Below are 20,642 nucleotides of genomic sequence, written 5' to 3'. Positions count from 1 at the left end.
GATGAGAGCTGGCATGAGTTCCTCGCCGACTACACACCGGAATCGCCGGGGTGGGGGCGGTCCTCGGCGTGGAGTTGGATGCGTTCGGCTTGGCCGGAGCCGGAGTGGCCGGCGCGCTGGGGGCGGCGGTCGGCGCGGACGCGGCGGGACTGCTGTTACCTGTCTCACCCGGCGATTCCGGTGTGTAGTCGGCGAGGAACTCATGCCAGCTCTCATCGACCGACGACGGATCTTGCTTGTACTTCTGGTACATCTCGTCGACGAGCCACTGGTTCTGTCCGAACTGGGATGTTGAGCTGCTCACAGCAGGTGTTCGCCTCATTTCGTTCTTCGCGCTGCGACGTTTGTGACGTGCCCGGCACGGGTCGATCGGCACGATGTGCGCCGATGCGCCCTTTCTGAGGATAGGCCCAGCCGTGACAGCGTGCCCCAGCGCGGCCACGCGTAGGCGCACCGCCGCGCCACTGTCCGGTTAACGACCCCCGGACAGACCCAGCCTCATAGGTGACGACTCGTCCCGTGTCGAGAATATTCCTTCGTCGGAATCGGCTGCCTCCCAGAGTCGGTTATAGATTCCGCGCTCCGCCAGTAATTGCGCGTGCGCGCCGAATTCCACGATCCGCCCGTGCGCGACGACCGCGATCCGATCGGCGCGCGCGGCGGTCGCCAGACGATGCGCCACGATCACCGTGGTGCGTCCGCGTGCCAGCGATCTGCTCGCTACCAGCACCTTCTCCTCGTTCGCCGGATCGAGGACCGCGGTGGCCTCGTCGAGCAACAGCAGATCCGGATCGACCAGTTCCGCACGCGCCAGCGCGATCAGCTGGCGCTGGCCGGCCGAGAGCCCGCGCCCGCCCTCACCGATCGGCTGGGCCATACCCCGCGGCAGTGTCTCGATCATCTCGAGCGCGCCGACCGCCGCGGCGGCCCGGGCGATGTCTGCCGATGTGGCACAAGGTTTCCCGAATGCAATGTTGCCGGCGACGTCGCCGGTGAACAGGTGAGCTTCCTGAGGGACCACCCCGAGCCGGGCACGGAACTGCGCGAGCCGAAGGTCCCGGATATCGATCTCGTCGACGCGAATGGATCCGGAGTGGGGCGCCGCGGCGGCCTCGTCCGCGTTCGGATGCGAGCGAGGAAGGTCGTAGAGGCGCGCCAGCAGTTTGACCACCGTCGACTTGCCCGCCCCGGTCTCACCCACCAGCGCGAGGGTGGAGCCGGCCGGAATGTGCAGGGAAACATCTTCCAGCGCAGGTGTTCTGGCGTCGGGGTAGCGGAAGGTGACGCCGTCGAAGCGCACCTCACCGCGCAGCCCGCCCGCGATCTCGACCGCGTCGGCCGGATCGGGAGCGATCGAGGACGGGGTGTGCAGCAGTGTTTCGATGCGCCGCAACCCGACCCGGGCCTGCTGATAGCCGTCGAAGACCTGAGAAAGCTGGGTGATCGGCCCGAACAGCAGGCTCAGGTAGAGCACGAAGGCGACCAGGGTGCCGGCGGTCGTGGTGCCGTGTGCCACCTCACGGGCACCCAGGTACACCACCGCCGCCTGCGCCAGATCCGCCCAGGCCAGCACGAACGCGAAATACAGCGCGATGGCGCGCTGGGCCCGCAATCGGGCCCGGCGGTACCGATCGGAGTAGTCGGTGAACCGGCGGGCGGCCTCGGCCTCGTGACGGTAGGCCTGGGTCGCGCGCAGGCCCGCGACGTTCTCCTGGAAGTCGGCGTTGACCGTGGCCACCCGTTCCCGCGAGGCCGAATACGCCGACGCCGAGACGCGGCGGAAGAACAGGGTCGCCACGAGCAGCGGCGGCAGCGCCACGAACACCACCACGGCCAGGGCGGCGTCGATCACCAGGAGTGCGATCACGATGCCCACGACCGTGACCAGGCTGATGAGGGCGGTGCTCAGCCCGGTCTGCAGGAATGTCGACAGCGCGTCGATATCGGTCGTCATCCGCGTCATGATCCGGCCGGACAGTTCGCGCTCGTAGTAGTCCAGGCCGAGTCGTTGCAGGTGGGCGTAGCTGCGCACCCGCAGCCCGTACAGCACCCGCTCACCGCCGCGCGCGGAGAGCCGGGTTCCCACCGCCTCGTCCACCCAGCTCAGGAGCACCAAACCCACCCCGGCGAGGGCCGCGACCGCCAGCACGGCGCCGCGATGCTGGCCGACGCCGTCGTCGAGCGCGAATCGGGTGAGCGCGGGGAACGCCACCGAGATGCCCGCGTCCACGGCCAGCAGCGCGATCACGGCCGCCAGCAGCCAGCGCACCGGCCGCAGCAATCGCACCAGCCGGAATTTCGGGTCCGGCTGTTCCAGTTCGCGATCGTCGAGTCCCGGTTGTTCGGTCGCCGGAGACAGTCTCGCGAGGGCGGCCCGCATCTCGGGCGGCGCATCCGGTTCGGGGTCCGAATCAGCCACGGCGACAACGTCTTCGGAATGCGGCGTCGCGGCGGGATGCGCGGGCCGGCTCGGGCGCTGCGTGCCGATGGCGCCCGACGTCGAAACAGGTGTGGCCTGGGGCGCGCCGGAGGGACCCACGCGGGCCGGCGGCTCGATAGCGGGCGCGAAGATGGCGCCGTCGGCGTGGGCCGAGGCGTATTCGGTGCGGTCCGAGGCGGTCGACGCCCCCGGGCCGGGCTCGACCACGTCGCCGGGTTCGACCTCGGCGTTGTCGCTCCGATCCGGCGTACGTCCGCTCGGTGCGGGCAGGCGGATGACGCGATCCGCGTGGGCCAGGGTCGATTCGCGATGCGCGAGGATCAGCGTGGTGCGGCCACGAGCGGGCAGCGCGTCGAAGATCGCGGCCTCGGTGACGGCGTCCACCGCGGAGGTGGCGTCGTCGAGGACGAGGATGCGCGGGTCGGCGAGCAGGGCGCGCGCCAGGGCCAGGCGTTGCCGCTGCCCGCCCGAGAGCGTGAGACCGCGCTCGCCGACGACGGTGTCGTAGCCGTCCGGCAGTGCGCGGATGAATTCGTCGGCCGCGGCCGTCCGCGCGGCCGTCCGGATCTCCTCGGGATCGGCATCCGGTTTGCCGAGTGCGATATTGGCGGAGATGGTGTCGGAGAACAGGAACGGCTCGTCGAAGACGACGCCGATCGCCGCGCGCAGATCGGCGGCCCGCACCCGCGCGATATCGATCCCGGCGGTCTCGGGATCCTGGTCCGATCCGGCCCCGAAGAGGCTGATCCGGCCCGCCTCCGGCGTATGGAAGCGTGGCAACAGCAGTGTCAGCGTCGATTTCCCGGAACCGGCCGGTCCGATCACCGCCACCGTCTCGCCGGGACGCACGGTGAGATCGAGATCGTGCAGTACCGGGCGGCCGGGCTCGAATCCGAAGGTGAGGCCCCGGATGTGCAGGCCGAGCGGACCCTCGGGCAGCGGTTGCGGATCGGGTGGGTCGATGCTCTCCGGCGCCTCGTCGACGACCTGATAGACGCGTTCGGCCGCGGCCCGGGTCAGTTGTGCCATGACCAGGACGTTCGACAGGATGCGGGTGCTCGACGCCATCATGGTCACGTAGGTAGCGAAGGCCAGGAAGGTGCCGACGCCGATCGCCCCGTGCAGCGCCAGCGTGCCGCCGAGTGCGATCACGATCACCAGCCCGGCCTGCGGAATCGCCGACACCGTAGGCGCGAACCGGGAGTCGATGCGGGCCGCGCGCATCCGGTGGGCGTAGAGCCGCCGCCCGTGCGCCTCCAGAATCCGCACCATCCGCGATTCCTGGCCGAAGCCCTTCACCACCCGGACGCCGGTGACGGTCTCCTCGACGTGCTGGGCCAGGTCGGCCGCGCGCTGCTGCGCCGACCAGGTGGCGGCGTGCAGCCGCGGCCGCACCCGGTACACCACCAGCGCCAGCACCGGCACGGTCAGCAACGACACCAGGGCCAGCGGTGGCGAGAGCACCAGCATGGCCACCGCGGCGAAGGCGAAGATCAGCAGCGACGCCGCGGACAGCGGCGCCATCGCGAGCAGGCCCTGCACCAATTGCAGATCGCTGATCGATCGCGACACCACCTGGCCCGTGCGCAACCGGTCCTGCCGCGGCCCGTCGTAGCGGTGCAGTGCGGTGAGCAGGTCGACCCGCACCTCGTGTTGCACGTCCAGCGCCAGCCGTCCCGCGAGCCAGCGTCGCCCGTAGGTCGCGGCGAATCGGGCCACCGCCAGCGCGACCAGTATTCCGGCGACCGGCGCGAGCGCCCCGACCTCGCCGAGCCGGGCGCGGTCCAACGCCGCCTTGGCTGCCAGCGGCGCCGCGGCCTCCGCACCGGCCCCCGCGACCACGGCCACGATGACGCCGGTCAGTACCCGCGGATGGCCTCGGCACGCGGTCCAGAGCCGACGTAGCCAGCCGCCGCGGGCCGCCTCGCGCGCGCGGTGGGACCGCTCACGGGACGGTGCCGCCGCGGCCGAGCCGGCGTCGCGGCCGGATCCGGAGTCGAGGGTTTCGGTGTCGTTCATGTCGATTCGACGGTACCGACGGGCCCCGACACCCGGTGTCTCCCGCACCCCGTGCGGGTGAATCCCGCGCGGATCAGATGTCGCGCGTGCGCAGGTACCACCAACCGGCCGCCCCGGCGCCGACGGCCCAGATCACCAGCACCACGGCCGAGGCCGCATTGGGCGGCAGGAACGGACTCTCCGGGAAGGAACCGACCGCGACCGTGCCGATGGTGGCCGAACCCGGCAGCAGCACCACGACGCCCGCGATTCCGGCCCCCTTGGCGACCAGCCAGATCAGCGGTTCCAGAATGAACAGCCATCCCGCGATCGCGATGACAGCCAGATTCGGCGATCGCACCAGCAACCCCAGGCCCACGCCGATCACGCCCCAGCACACCGCCGCGAGCAGGCCACCGCCGAATACGCCGACCAGTCGCCAGCCGAATTCGACGGTGTGCCGCCCGAACGCCAGCAGGCCCACCGCCGCGCCGACCTCCGCACACGCCGCGAGCACCAGCGAATAGATCGCGGTCACACCGGCTTTGGCGCCGAAGAGCACATCTCGGTCGGGTGTGAACAGTGCGGTGAGCCCCATACTGCGGTAGCGGTACTCGTCGCCCGCGGTGACCGCGCCGCCGATCGCCGCCGCACCCACCGCCACCGCGATCGCCAGATACAACCCGACGGTCGCCGTCCCGGTCGCCAGCGCCTCGTGCGGTTGCGGACCCGAGCCGCGCACCGCGGACGCCGAGGCGACGACGAAGGCGACGGCCGCGAGCACCGGGGGCAGCAGCCATCCCGAGCGCACCGCGGTGATCTTGCGGAGTTCGGCGGTCGCCGCCCGGCTCACCTCGGCGGGAACGGTGGGCAGGGTCGGCAGCATCATCGCGTTCCGTACATGGTCGCAGGGGCGGGGGCGGGATAGGCAGGCGCTCCGGACGATTTGGTGAGGATGGCCAGGACCCGATCCGGATGGACGGATTCGGCCACCACCTCGCCCAGGTGGACCCGCGCCAGCGCCGCGGCGGCCTCGATCTCGCTGCGCGACGCATCGGCGACGGCGAGCCTGCCGTCGCTGCGCATGACCGCGTCGGTGAAACCCTGCGCGGCCAGCGTCGTGGCCAGCGCGATCGGACTCGACGCCGCGACCACCAGCCGATCCGGGTGGTTGCGCCGCAGCCGCCGCGGACTGCCCTGATAGGCCACCGAACCGGCCGAGAGCACGATCACCTGATCGCACACCGGCACGGCCGCGGCGAGGCTCTGCGAGGTGAACAGCGTGGTCCCACCACGGCGGGCATGAGCCCGCAGGTAATCGAAAAGCCATGCCCGCTCGGCCGATTCGAGACCGTCGAACGGGTCGTCGAGCACCAGCAGGCGCGGCTGCGCGAGCAGTGCCTGCGCCAAGGCCAGCCGCGTGCGCAGGCCCTCGGAGACATCGCGCACCCGCGTCGTGGCGGCCTCGCCGAGGCGCAGTGTCGCGAGCATCGCGTCCACCCGATCGTCGTCCACGTCCGCCGCCGCCGCGTATACCCGCAACTGGGCTCGCACGGTCCGGGCCGGATGCAGACCGCGCGGCTGCAGTACCGCGCCGATCCCGCCGCCGCCCGGGGCCTCGGCGCTACCGGAATCCGCGCGCAGCAATCCGAGCAGAATGTCGATGAGCGTGGATTTCCCGGACCCGGGCGGGCCGACCAGGGCCGCGGTGGTGCCGGCCGGAACGGTGAACGAGACGTCGCGCAGGGCCACGAGACCCTCGAACTGCTTGTGCAGTCCGCTGATCGAGACGGCGAGCGAGCGGGCCGCGCTCATCGCTGCTCGGCCGTCGAACCGGAGGCCGTGCCGTCCGGATCACCCAGTGCCGGAAGCGGATCCGCGTCGATCACGGTGCCGTGCGCGGTACCGCCGGACCATCGCATCGGCGCGGGCCCGAATGCCTTGTGCGAGTTGGCGATCACATTCTTCCCCAGTGCCCGGTTACCGAATCCGCCGATGGCCGCGCCGATTCCGGCCGGCAGCACCTTGCCGAACATGAGCATGCTGCGTTTGGTGATGAACTGGACGACGAATCGCCTCATCAGTGATTCGTTCATTCCCTTGATGCCCGGTATCCGCTCCGCCAGCAGCGTGCCCCAGTTCTTGGCCGAATGGCCCACGCTCTGCTGCACGATCTCCATACCGCTCTCGCCGAGCACCACCGCCAGCACCAGCGCGCGCCGGCGTTCCTTGTCCTCGGGGGCGATGCCGTGCACGGCGGCGACGGCGAGAGTGAAGACGGCCGAGGCCTCGATGAAGAAGGTGGTTTCCGCGCTCATCGCCGCGAGCGAGGTCAGGGTTCCGACACCCGGGACGGCGGCGGTGGCGCCGACCGCGGTGCCACTGCCGGTCACGGTCGTGAGGTAGATCTTCTCGAGCCGGTCGAGGATCTGGGCCGGACTCTCGCCCGGATGGGATCGGCGGAACCGGTCGACGTACTTCGCGACCGCGGGAGCCTGCACTTGTGCCCCGTTGTCCAGCAGTGACCGCACGGCCTTTTCCACGCCGCTGTCGAACATCGGTAACGCACCCCTCTCGTCCGGTCGGCACAAACTCTAGTGGTGCCGGTCCGACGGCCGCGGACGAAGTCGGCGACGGTGGCCGATACGGCCGTCGACCGTGCAACGAATCGCGCCCGGGTCCGGTTCCGCCGGGCCCGCGCGACGCCTACCGTGGAGGAGGTGAGTGGTGTCTCCGCGGGAGCGCGCCGGTTGCCGGCCCCGTCGTTGCGGCCCTACCTCGGCCGCTACGACGGATATTTCCTGCACGGCTTCGACCCGGGCGTGCACGTCGGTATGCCGAGTACCACGATCACCGTGATCCTCACCATCGGCGAACCGATCGATGTGCCGGTGTCCTCCCATCCTGATCAGGCCGGAGGCCGCTGGGACGCGCTGGCCGGCGGACTGACCCTGCGACCGACACTGATCGCGCACAACGGCTACCAGCACGGCATCCAGTTGGCGGTCACACCGCTGGGTGCGCGGGCGCTGTTCGGAATTCCGGCCGGTGAACTGGGGGAGTGGATCGTCGACCTGTCGGATCTGCTGGGGCCCGACGCCGAGCGGGTGCGTGAGCGGATCGCCGCGACCTCCGACTGGCGGGCGCGGTTCGCGGTGCTGGACGAGGTCTTCTGCGCGCGGGTCGCCGCGCTCGATCCGCGCCGGCTCGAGATGGACGCCAATCTCCGCCGGGCCTGGCGGCTGCTGACCGACCCCGCGGGCGCACCCGCGGTCGCCCGGGTGGCGCACGACATCGGCTGGAGCAGAAGACATCTCGCCGCGCGATTCACCGGTGAGTTCGGCATCACGCCGAAGGAGGCGGCGCGGCTGACCCGGTTCGAGGTCTCCCATCGTCTGTTGCGCCGCCCCGAGGTGAGCATCGCCGAGGTGGCCGCCGCGACCGGCTACTACGACCAGGCCCATATGGCCCGCGAATGGCGCGAATCGGCCGGTTGCCCGCCCTCGGTGTGGCGTGCCCGCGAGGTGTTCCCATTCGTCCAAGACGACGGGGTGCCGAGCGAGAAAGGCTGGGAGCATGACCGAAACAACCCATACCGCAACGACCGAAACCGCAACGACGACGGCCCCGGTGTGGCCGACGTTCATCTACCGTGACGCCCCCGCGGCGATCGATTTCCTGCAACGGGCCTTCGGCTTCGTCGAAGTCGCCCGCTACGGCACCGGCGACGTGGTCCAGCACGCCGAACTCGGCTGGCCCGGCGGCGGCGGGATCATGCTCGGTTCGCAGCGCGACGACTCCGCGCTCTGCGAGCAGCCGCCCGGGACCGGTTCGGTGTACATCGTCGTCGACGATCCGGACGGCCTCTTCGAACGCGCCCGCGCCGCCGGGGCGACCATCGTGCGCGGACTTCGCGACGAGGACTACGGCTCGCGCGGGTTCACCTGCCGCGATCCCGAGGGCGTGTTCTGGAGCTTCGGCACCTACGCGGGAACCACCGCATAACGAAACGACGACCCGGTGCGGGGGCGGACGACCGCCTCCGTGCACCGGTGACCATCAGACCCAGTCGGCGGCCGGAACGCGTTCCGCGGGCAGGGGTGGCGGAGGTGGGGTGCCGTCGCCGAAGGGCTTGCCGCCCAATGCTTCTCGCCCGTGCGGCGTGAGCCAGCCCGACAGTTCCGGCCCCTTCGGCACGATTCCGGTCGGATTGATATCGCTGTGCACGACGTAGTAGTGCCGCTTGATCTGGGTGAAATCGACGGTATCGCCGAAGCCGGGGGTCTGGAACAGGTCGCGGGCGTACGCCCACAGCACCGGCTGTTCGGTCAGCTTGTTCCGATTGCACTTGAAATGGCCGTGATACACCGGGTCGAACCGCACCAGCGTGGTGAACAGCCGCACATCGGCCTCGGTGATGGTGTCGCCGACCAGATAGCGCTGGTCGCTCAACCGTTCCGACAGCCAGTCCAGCGCGGTGAACAGCCGGTCGTAGGCGGCGTCGTAGGCGTCCTGGCTGCCGGCGAAGCCGCAGCGATAGACGCCGTTGTTGACCTCGGTGTAGACGCGCCGATTCACCTGATCGATCTCGGCGCGCAGCGGTTCGGGATACAGCTGCGGCGCCCCCGGCCGATGGAACTGCGTCCATTCGGTGGAGAAGTCGAGCGTGATCTGCGGGTAGTCGTTGGTGGCCACCTGTCCGGTCGCCACGTCCACCACCGCCGGGACCGTGATGCCGCGCGGATACTCCGGATCGCGCGCGAGGTAGGCATCGCGCAGGAAGTGGATGCCCAGCACCGGGTCCACCTCGCCCGGATCGAGGTCGAAGGTCCAGCTGCGTTTGTCGTGGGTCGGCCCGCACAATCCCAGCGAGATCACCTGTTCCAGCCCGAGCAGCCGCCGCACGATCAGGGTGCGGTTGGCCCACGGGCAGGCCCGCGCCGCGATCAGCCGATAGCGCTGCGGTTCGACGGGATAGCCGTCGCGGCCGTCGGCGGTGATCCGGGTGGTGATGTAGTTCGTGTCGCGCTTGAATTCGCCGGGCTCGACATAGGTCGCGGTGTTCGAACCGGCGTTCTCGGTCGGCGAGGTATCCACCGCACCAGTCTGGCAGACCGGTGGCCGGGGTACCGGTGACGTCCCCTTCTGGATAGATTCGGCCGATGAGCGATTCGAAACCCACCCGGTTGGAGCGGACCGAGACCGAGGCCGGCGCCCAGCTCGCGATCATCACCATCGACCATCCGCCGTTGAACCTGTTCGATTCGGCGCTGCTGGGATCGCTCGCCACCGATCTCGCCGAGCTGACCGCGAACCCGCCGCGGGCGCTGCTGATCCGCGCCGAGGGCAAGGTGGTCTCCGGCGGTGTCGACGTCCACGAATTCGACGGATTGAGCGTGGATCAGGGCGCCGAGCTGTGGCAGCGCCTGTTCCAGGGCATCATCCACCCGGTCGAGGCGCTGCCGTGCCCGGTGGTCTTCGCCGCCCACGGACTCACCCTGACCGCCGCCTTCGAGATCTCGCTGGCCTGCGACATCCTGCTGGCCGCGCCGAAGGCCAAGTTCGGGCTGGTGGAGACGGTCGTGGGCCTGACGCCGTCGATGGGCGGCCCGCAGCGACTGGCCGAGCGCGCCGGTTCCGGCCGGGCCCGGGAACTGGTCATGACCGGTGACCTGTACGACGCGGCCACCCTGGCCGACTGGGGTGTGGTCAACGCGGTGCACGAGGATGTCGACGCCGCGGCCCGGGCGCTGGCCGCCCGCCTCGCCGACGGCCCGACTCGGGCGCACGCGGCCACCAAGCAGATCATCGAGGCCTGGCGGTCCGGCGGCGTGGAACATGCCGATTCGGTGACGCCCAAGGTCTCCGGCGAACTGTTCGACACCGAGGATTTGCGGGGTGCGGTGCGCAGCTTCCTCGAGGTGGGCCCGGGGAAGGCGAGCTACACCGGGCGGTGATCGCTCGGACATCTTTGTCGCCTAACGCCCCACGATTGTGATCTGCGTCATATAGTCACAGGTGCCTGTAGATCGAGGCATCCGGAGGGACTTGATGACGCAGCTTCTGATCGAATATCCGCAGACGCGAAATCCGTGGTGCGGCAACCCTCTTGCTCGCGGAGCCGACGGCGTGCTGCGGTACGGAAATCTGAATCCGGCCCTCACCGAACTACTCGATGTGCAGGTACACGCGTTCTCGGCCCGGGAGGCGGTCGTCGAAATCGGCGGGCCGCGGCTGACCTACCGGCAGCTGTGGCATGCCGCTTCCCGGATCGCCGGCGGGCTGCAAGAGCACGGAATCGGCTACGGCGACCGGGTTGCCGTGCGGATGCCGGTGGGTGCGCGCTGGGTTCAGGCCTTCCTCGGCGCCCTGCTGTCCGGTGCGGTGCCGGTGCTGGTGCACGACGGACTGCCCGATACCGTCGCCGCCCAGGTGATCGCGGACAGCTGCGCGGATTTCGTCCTCGACGGCGGCGGCGCCGAAGCCGGTTACGCCGACTTCCCCGACGGTGCGGCCTTCATCGACGACGGCGCCTCGCTGACCGAGCTCGCCTTGCTGTGCTACACCAGCGGCGCTGCGGGCCAGGGTTTTTCGGAGGCGCCGGGCGGTCCGCGCGGTGTCGAGCTGACCAACGAGAATTTGCTGTCGGCGGTGCGTTCGGTGGTGGGGGCCTTCGATCTGCCGACCGAGGGATTGCGCAATCTGGTCCTGATGCCGCTGGCCCACGCGAGCGGCTGCGTCGATCAACTGCTGCCGACCTTCGCCGTGGGCGGCACGGTCGTCCTCGCCCCGGACCCCGCCATGATCGCCGAGACGATCGTCGCCGAACGCATCGATATGGTGGCCGCGACGCCTCGCATCTTCGCGGGCCTGCTGCCCGAACTCGCCGGATTGCGGGCGGAGGGGGTGCGCCAGGTGTGCAGTGCGGGACATCGCGCCGAACTGGCCGCGACCGACGCCGGCACCGCGGAAATCGTCGCCGAGGCGCTGCGCGAGGTGTTCCCGCTGGCCCGGCAGTGGTCGGTCTGGGGTGCGACCGAAACCAGCGGTATCGGACTGGCACGGGTGGACAGCGGCGCGACGCCCGGCCGCGACGTTCTCGGATTCCCGTTCGGCGGTACGGAATTGGCGCTGTGGGGTCCGCGGGCCGGGGTCGGTAGCGGCGAATTGCTCTGTCGCGGACCGAATATCACCCCGCGCTACTGGAACGACCCGCAGACCACCGAATCGCGGTTCACGGGCAGCTGGTTCCACACCGGAAATCAGGTCAGCATCGATACCGACGGTCTGGTCCACCGCACCGGATAGCCGATGCGGTGCGCCGGTACCGGTTCACTCCAGCAGGCGGGTGTGCAGGGCGGCCCGCAGTTGCGGCGTGATGCCGATGGACTCGAGATAGCCGTCGATGGTGCCGTAGCGGCGGTGCATGGCCTCGGTGCCGGCGGCGAGGTATTCGATGCTCACCCCCAGCAGCGCGGGCGGCAGCGGCTCGCCGGAATTGCGCGCGATATCGGCGGCCAGCGATTCGACCGCCTCGTTGCTGAGCAGGTAGTCCGCCAGCACATCGTCCTCGGTGACGCCGACGGCGCGCAGCAGGGTGGCGACCGCCCAGCCGGTGCGGTCCTTACCGGCCGCGCAGTGCACCAGCACCGCGCCGTCGCCGCGGGCCAGCGACCGTGCCATGGCGGTGATCGCGACGCCCGCCTCCGGCATCGAGGGGAATTCGGCGTAGACCTCGAGCAGATCGAGATGACGGCTGGTTGTCGAGCCATCGTCGCGCGCCGCGGCCTCGTGTGGCGGCAGCGCCGGTTCCTGCGGGGCCTCGTGCGGGGCCCGGGCGGCGCCGACGCCGGAGTGGAACGGTGTCACCTCCAGGCGCACGCCGTGGGGAAGGATGTCGACGCCCATCCGGTCGGCTTCACCGGGCCCGCGCAGATCGTGCACGGTGGCGACGCCGAGCCGGCGCAGGATGTCGTGTCCGCGTTCGTCCAGCCGGCACAGCTGCGCCGACCGGAGCAGGACTCCGCTGCGAATCCTGGTCCCGCTCGCCGTGCGCAGGCCGCCGACGTCGCGGTAGTTGAAGGTGCCGGGAATGTGGAGATGATCGGGGCGCACCGTTGTCACGACTCCAGGTTATCGGCGGGTTCGCAGCGGTGGGGTGGCGTTGGGTCACCTGTGTGCTCGCCCACATCGATATAACGATTCCGGCCGGGAGGCCGTAGAGTTCTGAGCGTTTGCGCCCGGGCGCCGCCCACGCTGACCGTGGCGGATCCGCCGCCGAACCCCCGCAGGGGGTGTGTCGGGCAGGTAACAAAACAATCTTTTAGTACGGAACGGCCTATCGAACCTGGTCACGATCCCCGAAAACCCTCTAACATTGACGGATGTTGAACGGGTCGCCCGGGGTAGAACTCGGAAGAGATCACCGTGGATCGGATGCCCGTTGAGCGAGCCGCGCAGGCGAGGTGCGCGAGTTCTTTCGCCGAGGGAGTCGTCGTTGAGCGCTAGTGGAGAGATGATTCAGGTTCGGCCGCGGCCGATCGTGCAGGAGGCCATCGACGCCGCGTCGGCCGCCTGCGATTGCACGGGCACGCGCGCGTTGCGGGTCGTGCTGCACGCCGGTGTGAGTGCGATGTGGTCGGCCATCCGGGCCACGCCGCAACGGCAGGTGCACACGCTCGATCTCACGATCAGCGCCTTACGTCGCCGCTGGGAGGGGGAGGCCGACTGTTCCGGGCTCTCGGCGACGGAGTGGTTGCGCGATCTGGACGCCGAGGTCGGTGCGGCGCTGGACGCCTGTGCCGAGCGCTCGAACACCCAGTGGATCGAGCCGGTCACGGCGATCTCGGCATATGTGCTGGCCGTGTTCCAAGGGGCGGTGCTGCGCTGGCTCGCCGACGGCGACGACGAGACCACGCTCGTGGTGCTGGACGATCTGGTCTCGACGCTGATCACCAAGGCGGTCGATCGGTAACGACGCGCCCATCACTCCTGGACGTGTGACCAGTTTCGTGATTGGCTGATGTGGTGACAGACGCGCCGCCCATCGCCGACCTGCATGCCGCCACCGCGGACCTCGATCCGCCCCTGGCCGCGCTGGACCTGAGCGCGCTGCGCGCCAACGCGGCGGACCTGGTGCGCCGGGCCCGCGGCGTGCCGATCCGGGTGGCCAGTAAATCGGTGCGCTGCCGCGCGGTCCTCGAGGAAGTACTCGGACCGCAGCTCACCGGCCGCGGCGGATTCGCCGGCATCATGTCCTATTCGTTGCGTGAGGCGCTGTGGCTGGCCGGCCACGGGGCGCGCGACATTCTGCTCGGCTACCCGAGTGTCGATCGCGCCGCACTGGCCGACTTGGGCGCCGATAGCACCCTGCTCGACTCGATCACGCTGATGGTCGACGACGTCGCGCAGCTGGATCTGATTCGCGCCGCGGTCGGTGGCACGGGAATCAGCCCGCGCATCTGCCTGGATGTCGATGCCTCGCTGCGAGTCGGCCCGCTGCACCTGGGGGTGCGCCGATCGCCGATCCGGACGCCCGAGCAGGCCGAGCGGCTGGCCCGGGTCGCGCGCGAGCGCGGGTTCCGGGTGGTGGGCGTGATGACCTACGAGGCCCAGATCGCCGGCCTGCCCGACACCAATCCCGCGGTGCGGCTGGTCAAGCGGCTCTCCGCGGCCGAAATCGGCACGCGCCGTAGGCAGGTGCTGGAGGCGGTGCGTGCGGTGGCCGGTGAACTCGAGATTGTCAACAGCGGCGGCAGCGGGTCGATCGAGGTGAGTGTGGCAGCGCCCGAGGTCACCGAGGTGACCGCCGGGTCCGGCCTCTACGTGCCGACGCTGTTCGACGGATATCGCGCGTTCACACCCCATCCGGCGCTGTACTTCGCGCTGCCGGTGCTGCGCCGCCCGGCCGCCGACATCGCCACCGTCTTCGCAGGCGGCTATATCGCCTCCGGTCCGGCCGGTGCGTCGCGCGTACCGAAGCCGATGTGGCCCAAGGGTTTGCGACTGATCGGCACCGAGGGTGCGGGGGAGGTGCAGACGCCGTTCACGGGCGCCGCGGACCTGGCCGTCGGGGATCGGGTGTGGATGCGCCACGCCAAGGCCGGAGAGCTGTGTGAACGCTTCGACGTCATCCACGTCGTCGATGCCGACGACCGGCGCACCACGGTGCCGACGTATCGGGGCGAGGGCCGCAACTTCGGCTAGTCGCGCCCGGTCAGTTCGAGGTAGGCGGCCAGATCGGGCAGCTGCTCGGGTGTCTCGGGCAGATAGTCCGTGAGCAGCGGCGAGGCCACGACGATCGCCGACCACATCGCCCGGGAGACGGCGGTGGTCAGCCAGTGCCGGGAGAGCAGGTCGTCCATTCCGTGCGGTGCGTCGGCGGGGGCCGAGGTCGTCATCGAGATCAGGACGACCGCCGCCTCCCGGCCGCGGAAGCGATCGGCGGTGCCGACCACCACATCCTCGATCCGGGCCCGTGACAACAGCATTCGAATGCGCGCGACCTGCGCGTGATAGGGCGCGACCACCAGGATGTCGTGCGGATGCAGCCGCCGGGTGAGCACGCCCTGGCGCCAGGTGCGGCCCAGCAGGGACCGGACCTGACGGACGATCTCGCGGGCCTCCTCCGCGGATTCGGTGCTGTTGCCGTGATGTTCGACCGGTACCGCGCGCACGCCCGGCGCGACGCCCTCGAGTTCGCGGGCGAGGGTGACCGTCTCGTTGGAGCGCAGCCGACGGCCGTAGCGCAGCGACGACACCGGCCCGCACACCTGCGGATGCATTCGCCAGGTGCGTTCCAGGAAATAGCCGAAAGCCGTGGGCACCGTGGGGTTGTCGCCGACGATGCGGCCCAGTGCCGATTCGTGCACGCGCTCCGGGTGCACGCCGGTGCCCGGTAACGGCGCCGGATCGCCGACCAGCAGCAGATTCCGCGCCGACGCACCCACCGCGATCGCCTGTGCCAGTGGGAAATACCCGGCGTCGGCGATCACCAGCAGATCCAGACTCTGCGGCGCCATCTGCTCGGGGTCGGTGAAATCGCCTGTGAGACCGCCGATCACACAACCGTTCACCGCGTTGTCGAGGAAGCGCGGATAGCGGTCGGCGGCGATCCCCAGCCATTCCGGCGCCACGCTGTGCACATCCGATTTGGCGACCAGTTCCGGCAGGACACCGACGCGGACCACGGCGTCGAGCAACACCTCGGCGGCCGAATGCGTTTGCGCCACTACACCGACGCGCCATTTGTAGCGGGTGACCAGCCGCTCGATCACCCGCGCGGTGGTGTCGAGTTTGCCGGTACCGGAGGGCCCCTGCACCGCGAGATACGAGCAGTCGAGATCGAGCACCGCGGCGGTGATCGCGGCCGCGTAATCACCGAAAACCTGTGGGAGCGCGGCTGATCCGTGCAGCCGCGGCCGTCGCCGGCACAGCAGGTCGAAGGCGGCCGTCAAGGGGACGTCCGGCAGGCTGACCAGCAGATCGTGCGCCACGGCGTTCAGCGCCTGTTCCAGATTGTCGTCGCGGCCCGGCGGATCGGGCACGATGGCGACGGGCAGTTCGTCGTAGGGGGCACACCCCGGCGGCAGCAGTTCCTCCACCCGCACCACATCGTCGAAGTTGTCGTCGAGGGCGAAGCCGAGCACCGTCGCCGCCGCGGTGGCGCGCCGGCCGGGCGTGGCCGGTAGGTCGGGCACCGGCGAATCGTAGAGCGTGCGTACCGCGGTGCCCGGCGGCGGCGGGCGACCGGTGCCCAGCCGGCCGGTGAGCTTCAGGTAGCGCCGCATCGGCCGGTCGTCGGTGTGCTGCCATTTGGTGTCGACGCTGGCCCAGTCCGCGACGAGAACGCCCGGAGTATCGGCCCATTCGCCGATCGGCCGGTGCAGGCGGTCCTCGTGCGCCCAGTGCAGCGGCTGCCGCTCGCGCCGGTGATAACCCAGTACCGCGGCCATCATGGCGGCGGCTTGCTGTCCGGCGCTGCGGGTTTCGTCGTAGTCGAAGGCGAATTCGCGCAGCGCCGCCTCCACCGCGGCCGGTTGTTCGGCGAGGGTGCGGCGCGGGACCGGGCAGGGCTGGATGTCGTGTTCGGCGGCGAGTTCGCAGAGTCGCTCGCGCAGGCGCAGTGTTGCCGCACAGGACGATTCGAGGTCGGCGCGGATCGGTTCCGCTTCGGGATCGAGCAGGCCGAGTATTTCCGGCAGATCGTAGGTCCGGGCGCCGATCAGCAGCGCGGACCGCACGATCGGATACAGGTCCAGCAGGGCGCCGAGCAGGTCGTCGGCGGTCTCCTCGTCGGCGCCGCAGCGGGCGCACAGGTCGGCCAGCAGCGTCCGGATCGGCGAGCAGAAGTGGTAGATCCGCAGGTCGGGATGGTGCTGCTGGCGATCGGCGAGAAATTCGAGCAGCGCCACCGGATCGTGCGTGGTGAAGGCGTGGAACAAGAACACCCCGTCGCCGCCGTCCGCACTCCGCGCCGCGACGCCGACGCCGACGGCCGACCCGGCGACCGCGACGAAGACATCGCCGGCCTCGGGCGGGGCCAGCTCACCGAAGGCGGCCGCATCCGTGACCGCGTAGGCCGGGCGTCCGGTGCGCTCGCGGCGCAACTGCAGTTCGGCCTGCCGTCGCAGCGTCGAAAAGGTCTGCACCGCAACGCCGGTCACCGACGAATCCGCGGCGGCGAGGCGATCGACCGTGGTGATGCCGGCATCACGCAGCTGCGCCCGCACCGACGGCCGCATACCGGCTACCAGCAGCAGATCGCGCCCGGCCACCAGTTCGGCGGTGCAGCTCGCGCATCGCCCGCAGGCGAGATAGCGGCGGTCTCCCCACTGCACGGGCAGCAGTTCGTCCTGTTTGGCGGTGAGGATCGCGGCGAGCCGAATCCGGCGCGCCGCGTAGACGGTCTCGGCCGGACCGAGTTCGTGAATCCGCTCCGCCCCCGCGGCGTCCCGGATCCGGACCCACGGATCGACGTCGAACCCGTTGTCCCGCACCAGGCGCGCACACGCGGCAGCCTCCATGAGCGCCGCGACATCGGACGACGACGAGCGGACGTACAGGACGAAGGCGGGATTCGGGATCGGCGGCGCTTCGCGGACCTCGTCGACGCGGTCCGCCGCCCCGGCCTCGTCGGACGCGACGATGTCCGGCGGCGCCGCGGTCCGCCGCGTGCGCACCGGTGCGGGGTCGTCGCGGCGGACGAGAACGGCGCATCCGGCCGCGAAGGTCCCGTCGAAGAATGTCGCCCCGAAGATCGCGGGCGCGTCGGTGCCGAGTGCGGCGACGGTGCGGTCGTGTGCGCCGCGCAACTCGGAGGCGGTGGCGGCGGCCGGCGGATCGATGGTGATCACGCTCGCACCGAGGGCGGCGTACACATCGTCGAACACCTCGTCCGACAGTGCGTCCGAGCCGAGCGGGAAGTGCGCCGCGTCGGTCGCATCCGGCGAAAGGACAAGGCCCAGTTCGGTATCGAGCGCGCGCAGCAGCGCGAATTCGCAGCGCGCTGCCCTCACCAGGTCATCGGTGCTGCACACGACACGATCACCGAACAGAATCAATCGCGGCCCTCCTGAGTTCCGGACACCCGCACGCGGCCGGCGCCCGCTCGCGTGCCGAGTCGCGCAACAGCGTAATCATTCGAGGTCGTACGGCGTGGCGCGAGGGGGGCGTGTCGGATATCGGTCTCACTTCGCCGGGCCGGGACGGCTCGCGGACGGCCTGCCCGTGACAATGGGCTGATGCCGTACTTCCAGGGTGCCCGCGGTCGACTGCACTACCGGCGGTGGCCGGTGGAGCGGCCGGTGGCACTGGTGGCGTTCCTGCCGGGAACCGGCCAGCACAGTGGGCATTACCATCGGCTCGGGCGGGGCCTGGGCGCGCGCGGTATCGAAGTCTGGTGCCTGGACACCGCCGGCCAGGGGTTGAGCGAAGGCGATCCGGCGGCGCCGGGAACACTGCCCGAACTCGCGGGCGACGCCGCCGCGCTGGTCCGGGTGCTGCGCGCCGAGCGGCCCGATCCGCCGCTGTTCCTGGCGGGCCACTCGCTCGGCGCGGCGACCTGTCTCGCATCGATGTCGCTGCCGGAGATGTCCGGGTGCGCGGGCATGGTGCTGACCGGGACGCCGAAGCGGGCCGTCGAATCGCCCGCCGCCCTCCCGCCCGGACTGCCGATGCTGGCGCTGCACGGCGTCGACGACCGCCGCGCACCGATCGACTCCGCGCGTGCGTGGGCGGCCCGGCACCCGTCGGTGGGGTTGCACGAGTACACCGATGCCGGGCACGATTTGCTGCACGAGCCGGTGCATGCGGCGGTCACCGCCGATATCGCGGAGTGGATCCGCGAGGTCGCGGACCGTCGTCACGGCGCCGCGGAAGTGGGTTGAGAAAGGGGGACCGCGATGCAGTCACAAGAGGCCGGGGATCTGCGCAACGATGTCGGTGCGCTGGCCCAGGCGGTCGACGACGGAGAGCTGTGGATCGACGGCGTACTCGTCGGTGACGGCACCCACGAGCGCTGCGCACGCCGCTACGAGTCGCTGGCCGACCAGGTGGAGCAGCAGATCCGGACACTCGGCGCGGCCGCGTCCCTGCCGGGCTTCGGCGGTTTCGAGTCGGGACACTCGCTGCGCCGCGGCTTCGAGAGCAAGGCCGCCGACGCGGTTGATCGGTTACGCGAATACGCCGATGCCGCACGGCAATTGGCGCAGACCCTGCGCGCGGCCGCGGCCGCCTACGCCCAGCACGATGCCGATGCCGCCGCGGCGATCGGCAAGGCCGCACCACCCCCGGTGGTCGTAACGCCGTCGCAGCCGGTGGGGGTGGGACATGCATAGGGTCAGCGGCAACGGGACACCGCCGGCGCAGGGGCATACCGATCCGGATTACGCCCCGACGGTCGAGATGTTCGACCACCTCACCCATGGCGATATCCAGCGTGGGGTGCAGGAATTGAATCCCGAGATCATCACCGCGGGCCGCCAGGCCTGGCAGAGTTCGGCGGCCGCCATGGCCGACGCGGTCCAGTCCGCGCACACCGAAATTCGCGGCGCCATCGCCGACGGCTGGCGCGGTGGCGCCGCGCAGCTGGCCGCCGACGCGGTGACCGCCTTCGAACGACTGGGCCAAGAGCTGTCCGATGTGATGGCGGTTGTCGGACAACGACTCGCGCAGGCCAACGACGCAGCCGAGACATTGCGCGCCTCGGTCTCGCAACAGGTGACTGCCCATCCGGATCTGGAAGCGGCACTGCTGGATCCGAAACAGGCCACCGCCAACGTCGCCGTGCAGAAGAGTGCCGAGAACCTGCGCCAGGACGCCGTGCGGGTGATGGATTCGGTTTACGCCGGTGTCTTCCTGCGCACCGGCGACAGTGTGCCGGCGTTTCCCGACGGCGGCATGTATCCGAATCCCGCTGTCGTACAACCGGGTGACGAGGCGACCGCGCCGGGTGGCGGCAGTGCGGATCTGATCGGGCGAGCGACGGGCGCACCGGTGACGCCGACGGTGGACGGACCGCAGGGCCCGGAAGCGGCTCCGGCGGATCGGCCCGCCGCACCCGCCGACGACCCGGCCGACGGTGATCGGCCCGGCGGTGATCAGCAGGCAACCGATCGTCCCGCGGCTGTTACACCCGCCGCGGCCGCACCGACGCTCGTGGAGCCCCCCACCCCGGTGCACAGCACGCTTGCGGCCGCCGCGGTACCCGAGACGCCGGTGGCCGCGACCGCGAACCCGGTTGTCACACAACCGAAACCGTCGAACACCGCGCAACCCGCCCCGGCGGCAGCGGCACCGGGAGGCACTCCCGGAGTGGTCCCCGCCGCCGTCGGTCCCGCCGGGGCGGCCACCACCCCGGCGTCGACCGCGCAGAACTCCGATTCGGCCAAGCGCGACGACCACGACCAGGACCACAACCCCGGCGCCGACTCGATGTCGGGAATGGGTGCGGGCATCGTGGGCGGCCTGGCCGGGGGCGCGTTCGCCGCGGGCGATGCGGTGCGGCAGGGCCCGCCGACTCCGGTGGCGGCGAAGCCGATCCGCCGCGACGAGGACGAGGACGAGGACTACTACTCCGAATTCGACGACGAGCCGACCTTCCTCGAACCGGCCGAGCCGGGTGGCGAACTGGTCGGAATCCTCGACCCGACCACCCCGCCCGTGCTGGGCGAATGGTCCGAGGATGACTGACCGCGCGGTGACG

General features: G+C 70.5%; 16 protein-coding genes and 1 pseudogene. 9 read left to right on the top strand and 8 right to left on the bottom strand.

Translation table 11 applies throughout. The features are described from left to right. From C8258_RS09815 to C8258_RS09795, 5 genes and pseudogenes are all read right to left on the bottom strand, one after another. Positions 1-304: pseudogene (locus tag C8258_RS09815) on the bottom strand (hypothetical protein); the annotation flags it as partial. Between the two features lie 168 nt (positions 305-472). Further along, positions 473-4,459: an ABC transporter ATP-binding protein gene (locus tag C8258_RS09810; protein ID WP_106954868.1), complete on the bottom strand. Its 3,987-nt coding sequence runs from the start codon at positions 4,457-4,459 to the stop codon at positions 473-475. A 73-nt stretch (positions 4,460-4,532) separates the two neighbouring features. Then, positions 4,533-5,327, bottom strand: coding sequence for an ABC transporter permease (locus C8258_RS09805; protein ID WP_233224974.1), 795 nt, complete (start codon positions 5,325-5,327; stop codon positions 4,533-4,535). Continuing rightward, the gene (locus tag C8258_RS09800; RefSeq protein WP_106954867.1) at positions 5,324-6,253 is read right to left on the bottom strand and encodes an ATP-binding cassette domain-containing protein; all 930 of its coding nucleotides are present in this window, start codon (positions 6,251-6,253) and stop codon (positions 5,324-5,326) included. Before C8258_RS09800 ends, C8258_RS09805 begins: the two co-directional genes overlap by 4 nt. Next, on the bottom strand, positions 6,250-6,996 hold the full coding sequence (locus C8258_RS09795; RefSeq protein WP_106954866.1) for a hypothetical protein: 747 nt from the start codon (positions 6,994-6,996) through the stop codon (positions 6,250-6,252). The genes C8258_RS09800 and C8258_RS09795 overlap by 4 nt, the downstream gene beginning before the upstream one ends. Before the next feature lie 162 nt (positions 6,997-7,158). Between C8258_RS09795 and C8258_RS09790 the strand changes: the two genes are divergently transcribed. Then, a complete protein-coding gene (locus C8258_RS09790) occupies positions 7,159-8,094 on the top strand; it encodes an AraC family transcriptional regulator (protein WP_106954926.1) in 936 nt (311 codons plus the stop codon). Next, a complete protein-coding gene (locus C8258_RS09785) occupies positions 8,015-8,443 on the top strand; it encodes a VOC family protein (protein ID WP_106954865.1) in 429 nt (142 codons plus the stop codon). The genes C8258_RS09790 and C8258_RS09785 overlap by 80 nt, the downstream gene beginning before the upstream one ends. A gap of 54 nt (positions 8,444-8,497) precedes the next feature. Here the strand turns inward: C8258_RS09785 and C8258_RS09780 are convergent, their stop codons facing one another. Further along, the gene (locus C8258_RS09780; protein ID WP_106954864.1) at positions 8,498-9,535 is read right to left on the bottom strand and encodes a glutathione S-transferase family protein; all 1,038 of its coding nucleotides are present in this window, start codon (positions 9,533-9,535) and stop codon (positions 8,498-8,500) included. A gap of 65 nt (positions 9,536-9,600) precedes the next feature. On the opposite strand from C8258_RS09780, the gene C8258_RS09775 reads away from it, so the two are divergent. Both C8258_RS09775 and C8258_RS09770 read left to right on the top strand, forming a co-directional pair. Then, positions 9,601-10,395 (top strand): enoyl-CoA hydratase/isomerase family protein, encoded by a 795-nt coding sequence (locus C8258_RS09775; protein WP_063007327.1) that lies wholly within the window; start codon positions 9,601-9,603, stop codon positions 10,393-10,395. A gap of 94 nt (positions 10,396-10,489) precedes the next feature. Beyond that, positions 10,490-11,746, top strand: coding sequence for a class I adenylate-forming enzyme family protein (locus C8258_RS09770; protein ID WP_106954863.1), 1,257 nt, complete (start codon positions 10,490-10,492; stop codon positions 11,744-11,746). A 24-nt stretch (positions 11,747-11,770) separates the two neighbouring features. Here C8258_RS09770 and C8258_RS09765 read toward each other — a convergent pair whose 3' ends face one another. Next, complete coding sequence (locus C8258_RS09765) at positions 11,771-12,562, bottom strand: tyrosine-protein phosphatase (protein ID WP_106954862.1); 792 nt, start codon at positions 12,560-12,562, stop codon at positions 11,771-11,773. A gap of 373 nt (positions 12,563-12,935) precedes the next feature. On the opposite strand from C8258_RS09765, the gene C8258_RS09760 reads away from it, so the two are divergent. Together C8258_RS09760 and C8258_RS09755 are read left to right on the top strand one after the other, a co-directional pair. Then, on the top strand, positions 12,936-13,412 hold the full coding sequence (locus C8258_RS09760) for a TetR family transcriptional regulator (RefSeq protein ID WP_233224973.1): 477 nt from the start codon (positions 12,936-12,938) through the stop codon (positions 13,410-13,412). A 53-nt stretch (positions 13,413-13,465) separates the two neighbouring features. Then, on the top strand, positions 13,466-14,644 hold the full coding sequence (locus tag C8258_RS09755; protein WP_106954924.1) for an amino acid deaminase/aldolase: 1,179 nt from the start codon (positions 13,466-13,468) through the stop codon (positions 14,642-14,644). Here the strand turns inward: C8258_RS09755 and C8258_RS09750 are convergent. Beyond that, positions 14,641-17,976 (bottom strand): bifunctional RecB family nuclease/DEAD/DEAH box helicase, encoded by a 3,336-nt coding sequence (locus tag C8258_RS09750; RefSeq protein WP_233224972.1) that lies wholly within the window; start codon positions 17,974-17,976, stop codon positions 14,641-14,643. The two genes, C8258_RS09755 and C8258_RS09750, sit on opposite strands and share 4 nt — an antisense overlap. Positions 17,977-18,180: 204 nt before the next feature. Between C8258_RS09750 and C8258_RS09745 the strand changes: the two genes are divergently transcribed. The 3 genes from C8258_RS09745 to C8258_RS09735 are packed head-to-tail and all read left to right on the top strand — an operon-like array spanning position 18,181 to position 20,629. After that, entirely contained in the window at positions 18,181-18,825 is a 645-nt protein-coding gene (locus tag C8258_RS09745; protein ID WP_106954860.1) for an alpha/beta hydrolase, read from the top strand. Positions 18,826-18,840: 15 nt separating this feature from the next. After that, positions 18,841-19,275 carry a hypothetical protein gene (locus C8258_RS09740; RefSeq protein WP_106954859.1) on the top strand — a complete coding sequence of 145 codons (435 nt, stop codon included), beginning with the start codon at positions 18,841-18,843 and terminating at the stop codon, positions 19,273-19,275. Next, positions 19,268-20,629 (top strand): WXG100 family type VII secretion target, encoded by a 1,362-nt coding sequence (locus tag C8258_RS09735; RefSeq protein WP_106954858.1) that lies wholly within the window; start codon positions 19,268-19,270, stop codon positions 20,627-20,629. Before C8258_RS09740 ends, C8258_RS09735 begins: the two co-directional genes overlap by 8 nt. Positions 20,630-20,642: the final 13 nt, after the last annotated feature.

This window comes from Nocardia sp. MDA0666 (assembly GCF_003023875.1).
Taxonomy (GTDB): domain Bacteria; phylum Actinomycetota; class Actinomycetes; order Mycobacteriales; family Mycobacteriaceae; genus Nocardia; species Nocardia aobensis.
Note: the sequence above shows the minus strand (reverse complement) of the source record. Positions and strands in the feature narration are given on the sequence as shown.

Coding starts and splice junctions, on each gene's coding strand:
- C8258_RS09810 (WP_106954868.1), bottom strand. CDS start 4,459: ATGAACGACACCGAAACCCTCGACTCCGGATCCGGCCGCGACGCCGGC.
- C8258_RS09805 (WP_233224974.1), bottom strand. CDS start 5,327: ATGATGCTGCCGACCCTGCCCACCGTTCCCGCCGAGGTGAGCCGGGCG.
- C8258_RS09800 (WP_106954867.1), bottom strand. CDS start 6,253: ATGAGCGCGGCCCGCTCGCTCGCCGTCTCGATCAGCGGACTGCACAAG.
- C8258_RS09795 (WP_106954866.1), bottom strand. CDS start 6,996: ATGTTCGACAGCGGCGTGGAAAAGGCCGTGCGGTCACTGCTGGACAAC.
- C8258_RS09785 (WP_106954865.1), top strand. CDS start 8,015: ATGACCGAAACAACCCATACCGCAACGACCGAAACCGCAACGACGACG.
- C8258_RS09775 (WP_063007327.1), top strand. CDS start 9,601: ATGAGCGATTCGAAACCCACCCGGTTGGAGCGGACCGAGACCGAGGCC.
- C8258_RS09770 (WP_106954863.1), top strand. CDS start 10,490: ATGACGCAGCTTCTGATCGAATATCCGCAGACGCGAAATCCGTGGTGC.
- C8258_RS09745 (WP_106954860.1), top strand. CDS start 18,181: ATGCCGTACTTCCAGGGTGCCCGCGGTCGACTGCACTACCGGCGGTGG.
- C8258_RS09740 (WP_106954859.1), top strand. CDS start 18,841: ATGCAGTCACAAGAGGCCGGGGATCTGCGCAACGATGTCGGTGCGCTG.
- C8258_RS09735 (WP_106954858.1), top strand. CDS start 19,268: ATGCATAGGGTCAGCGGCAACGGGACACCGCCGGCGCAGGGGCATACC.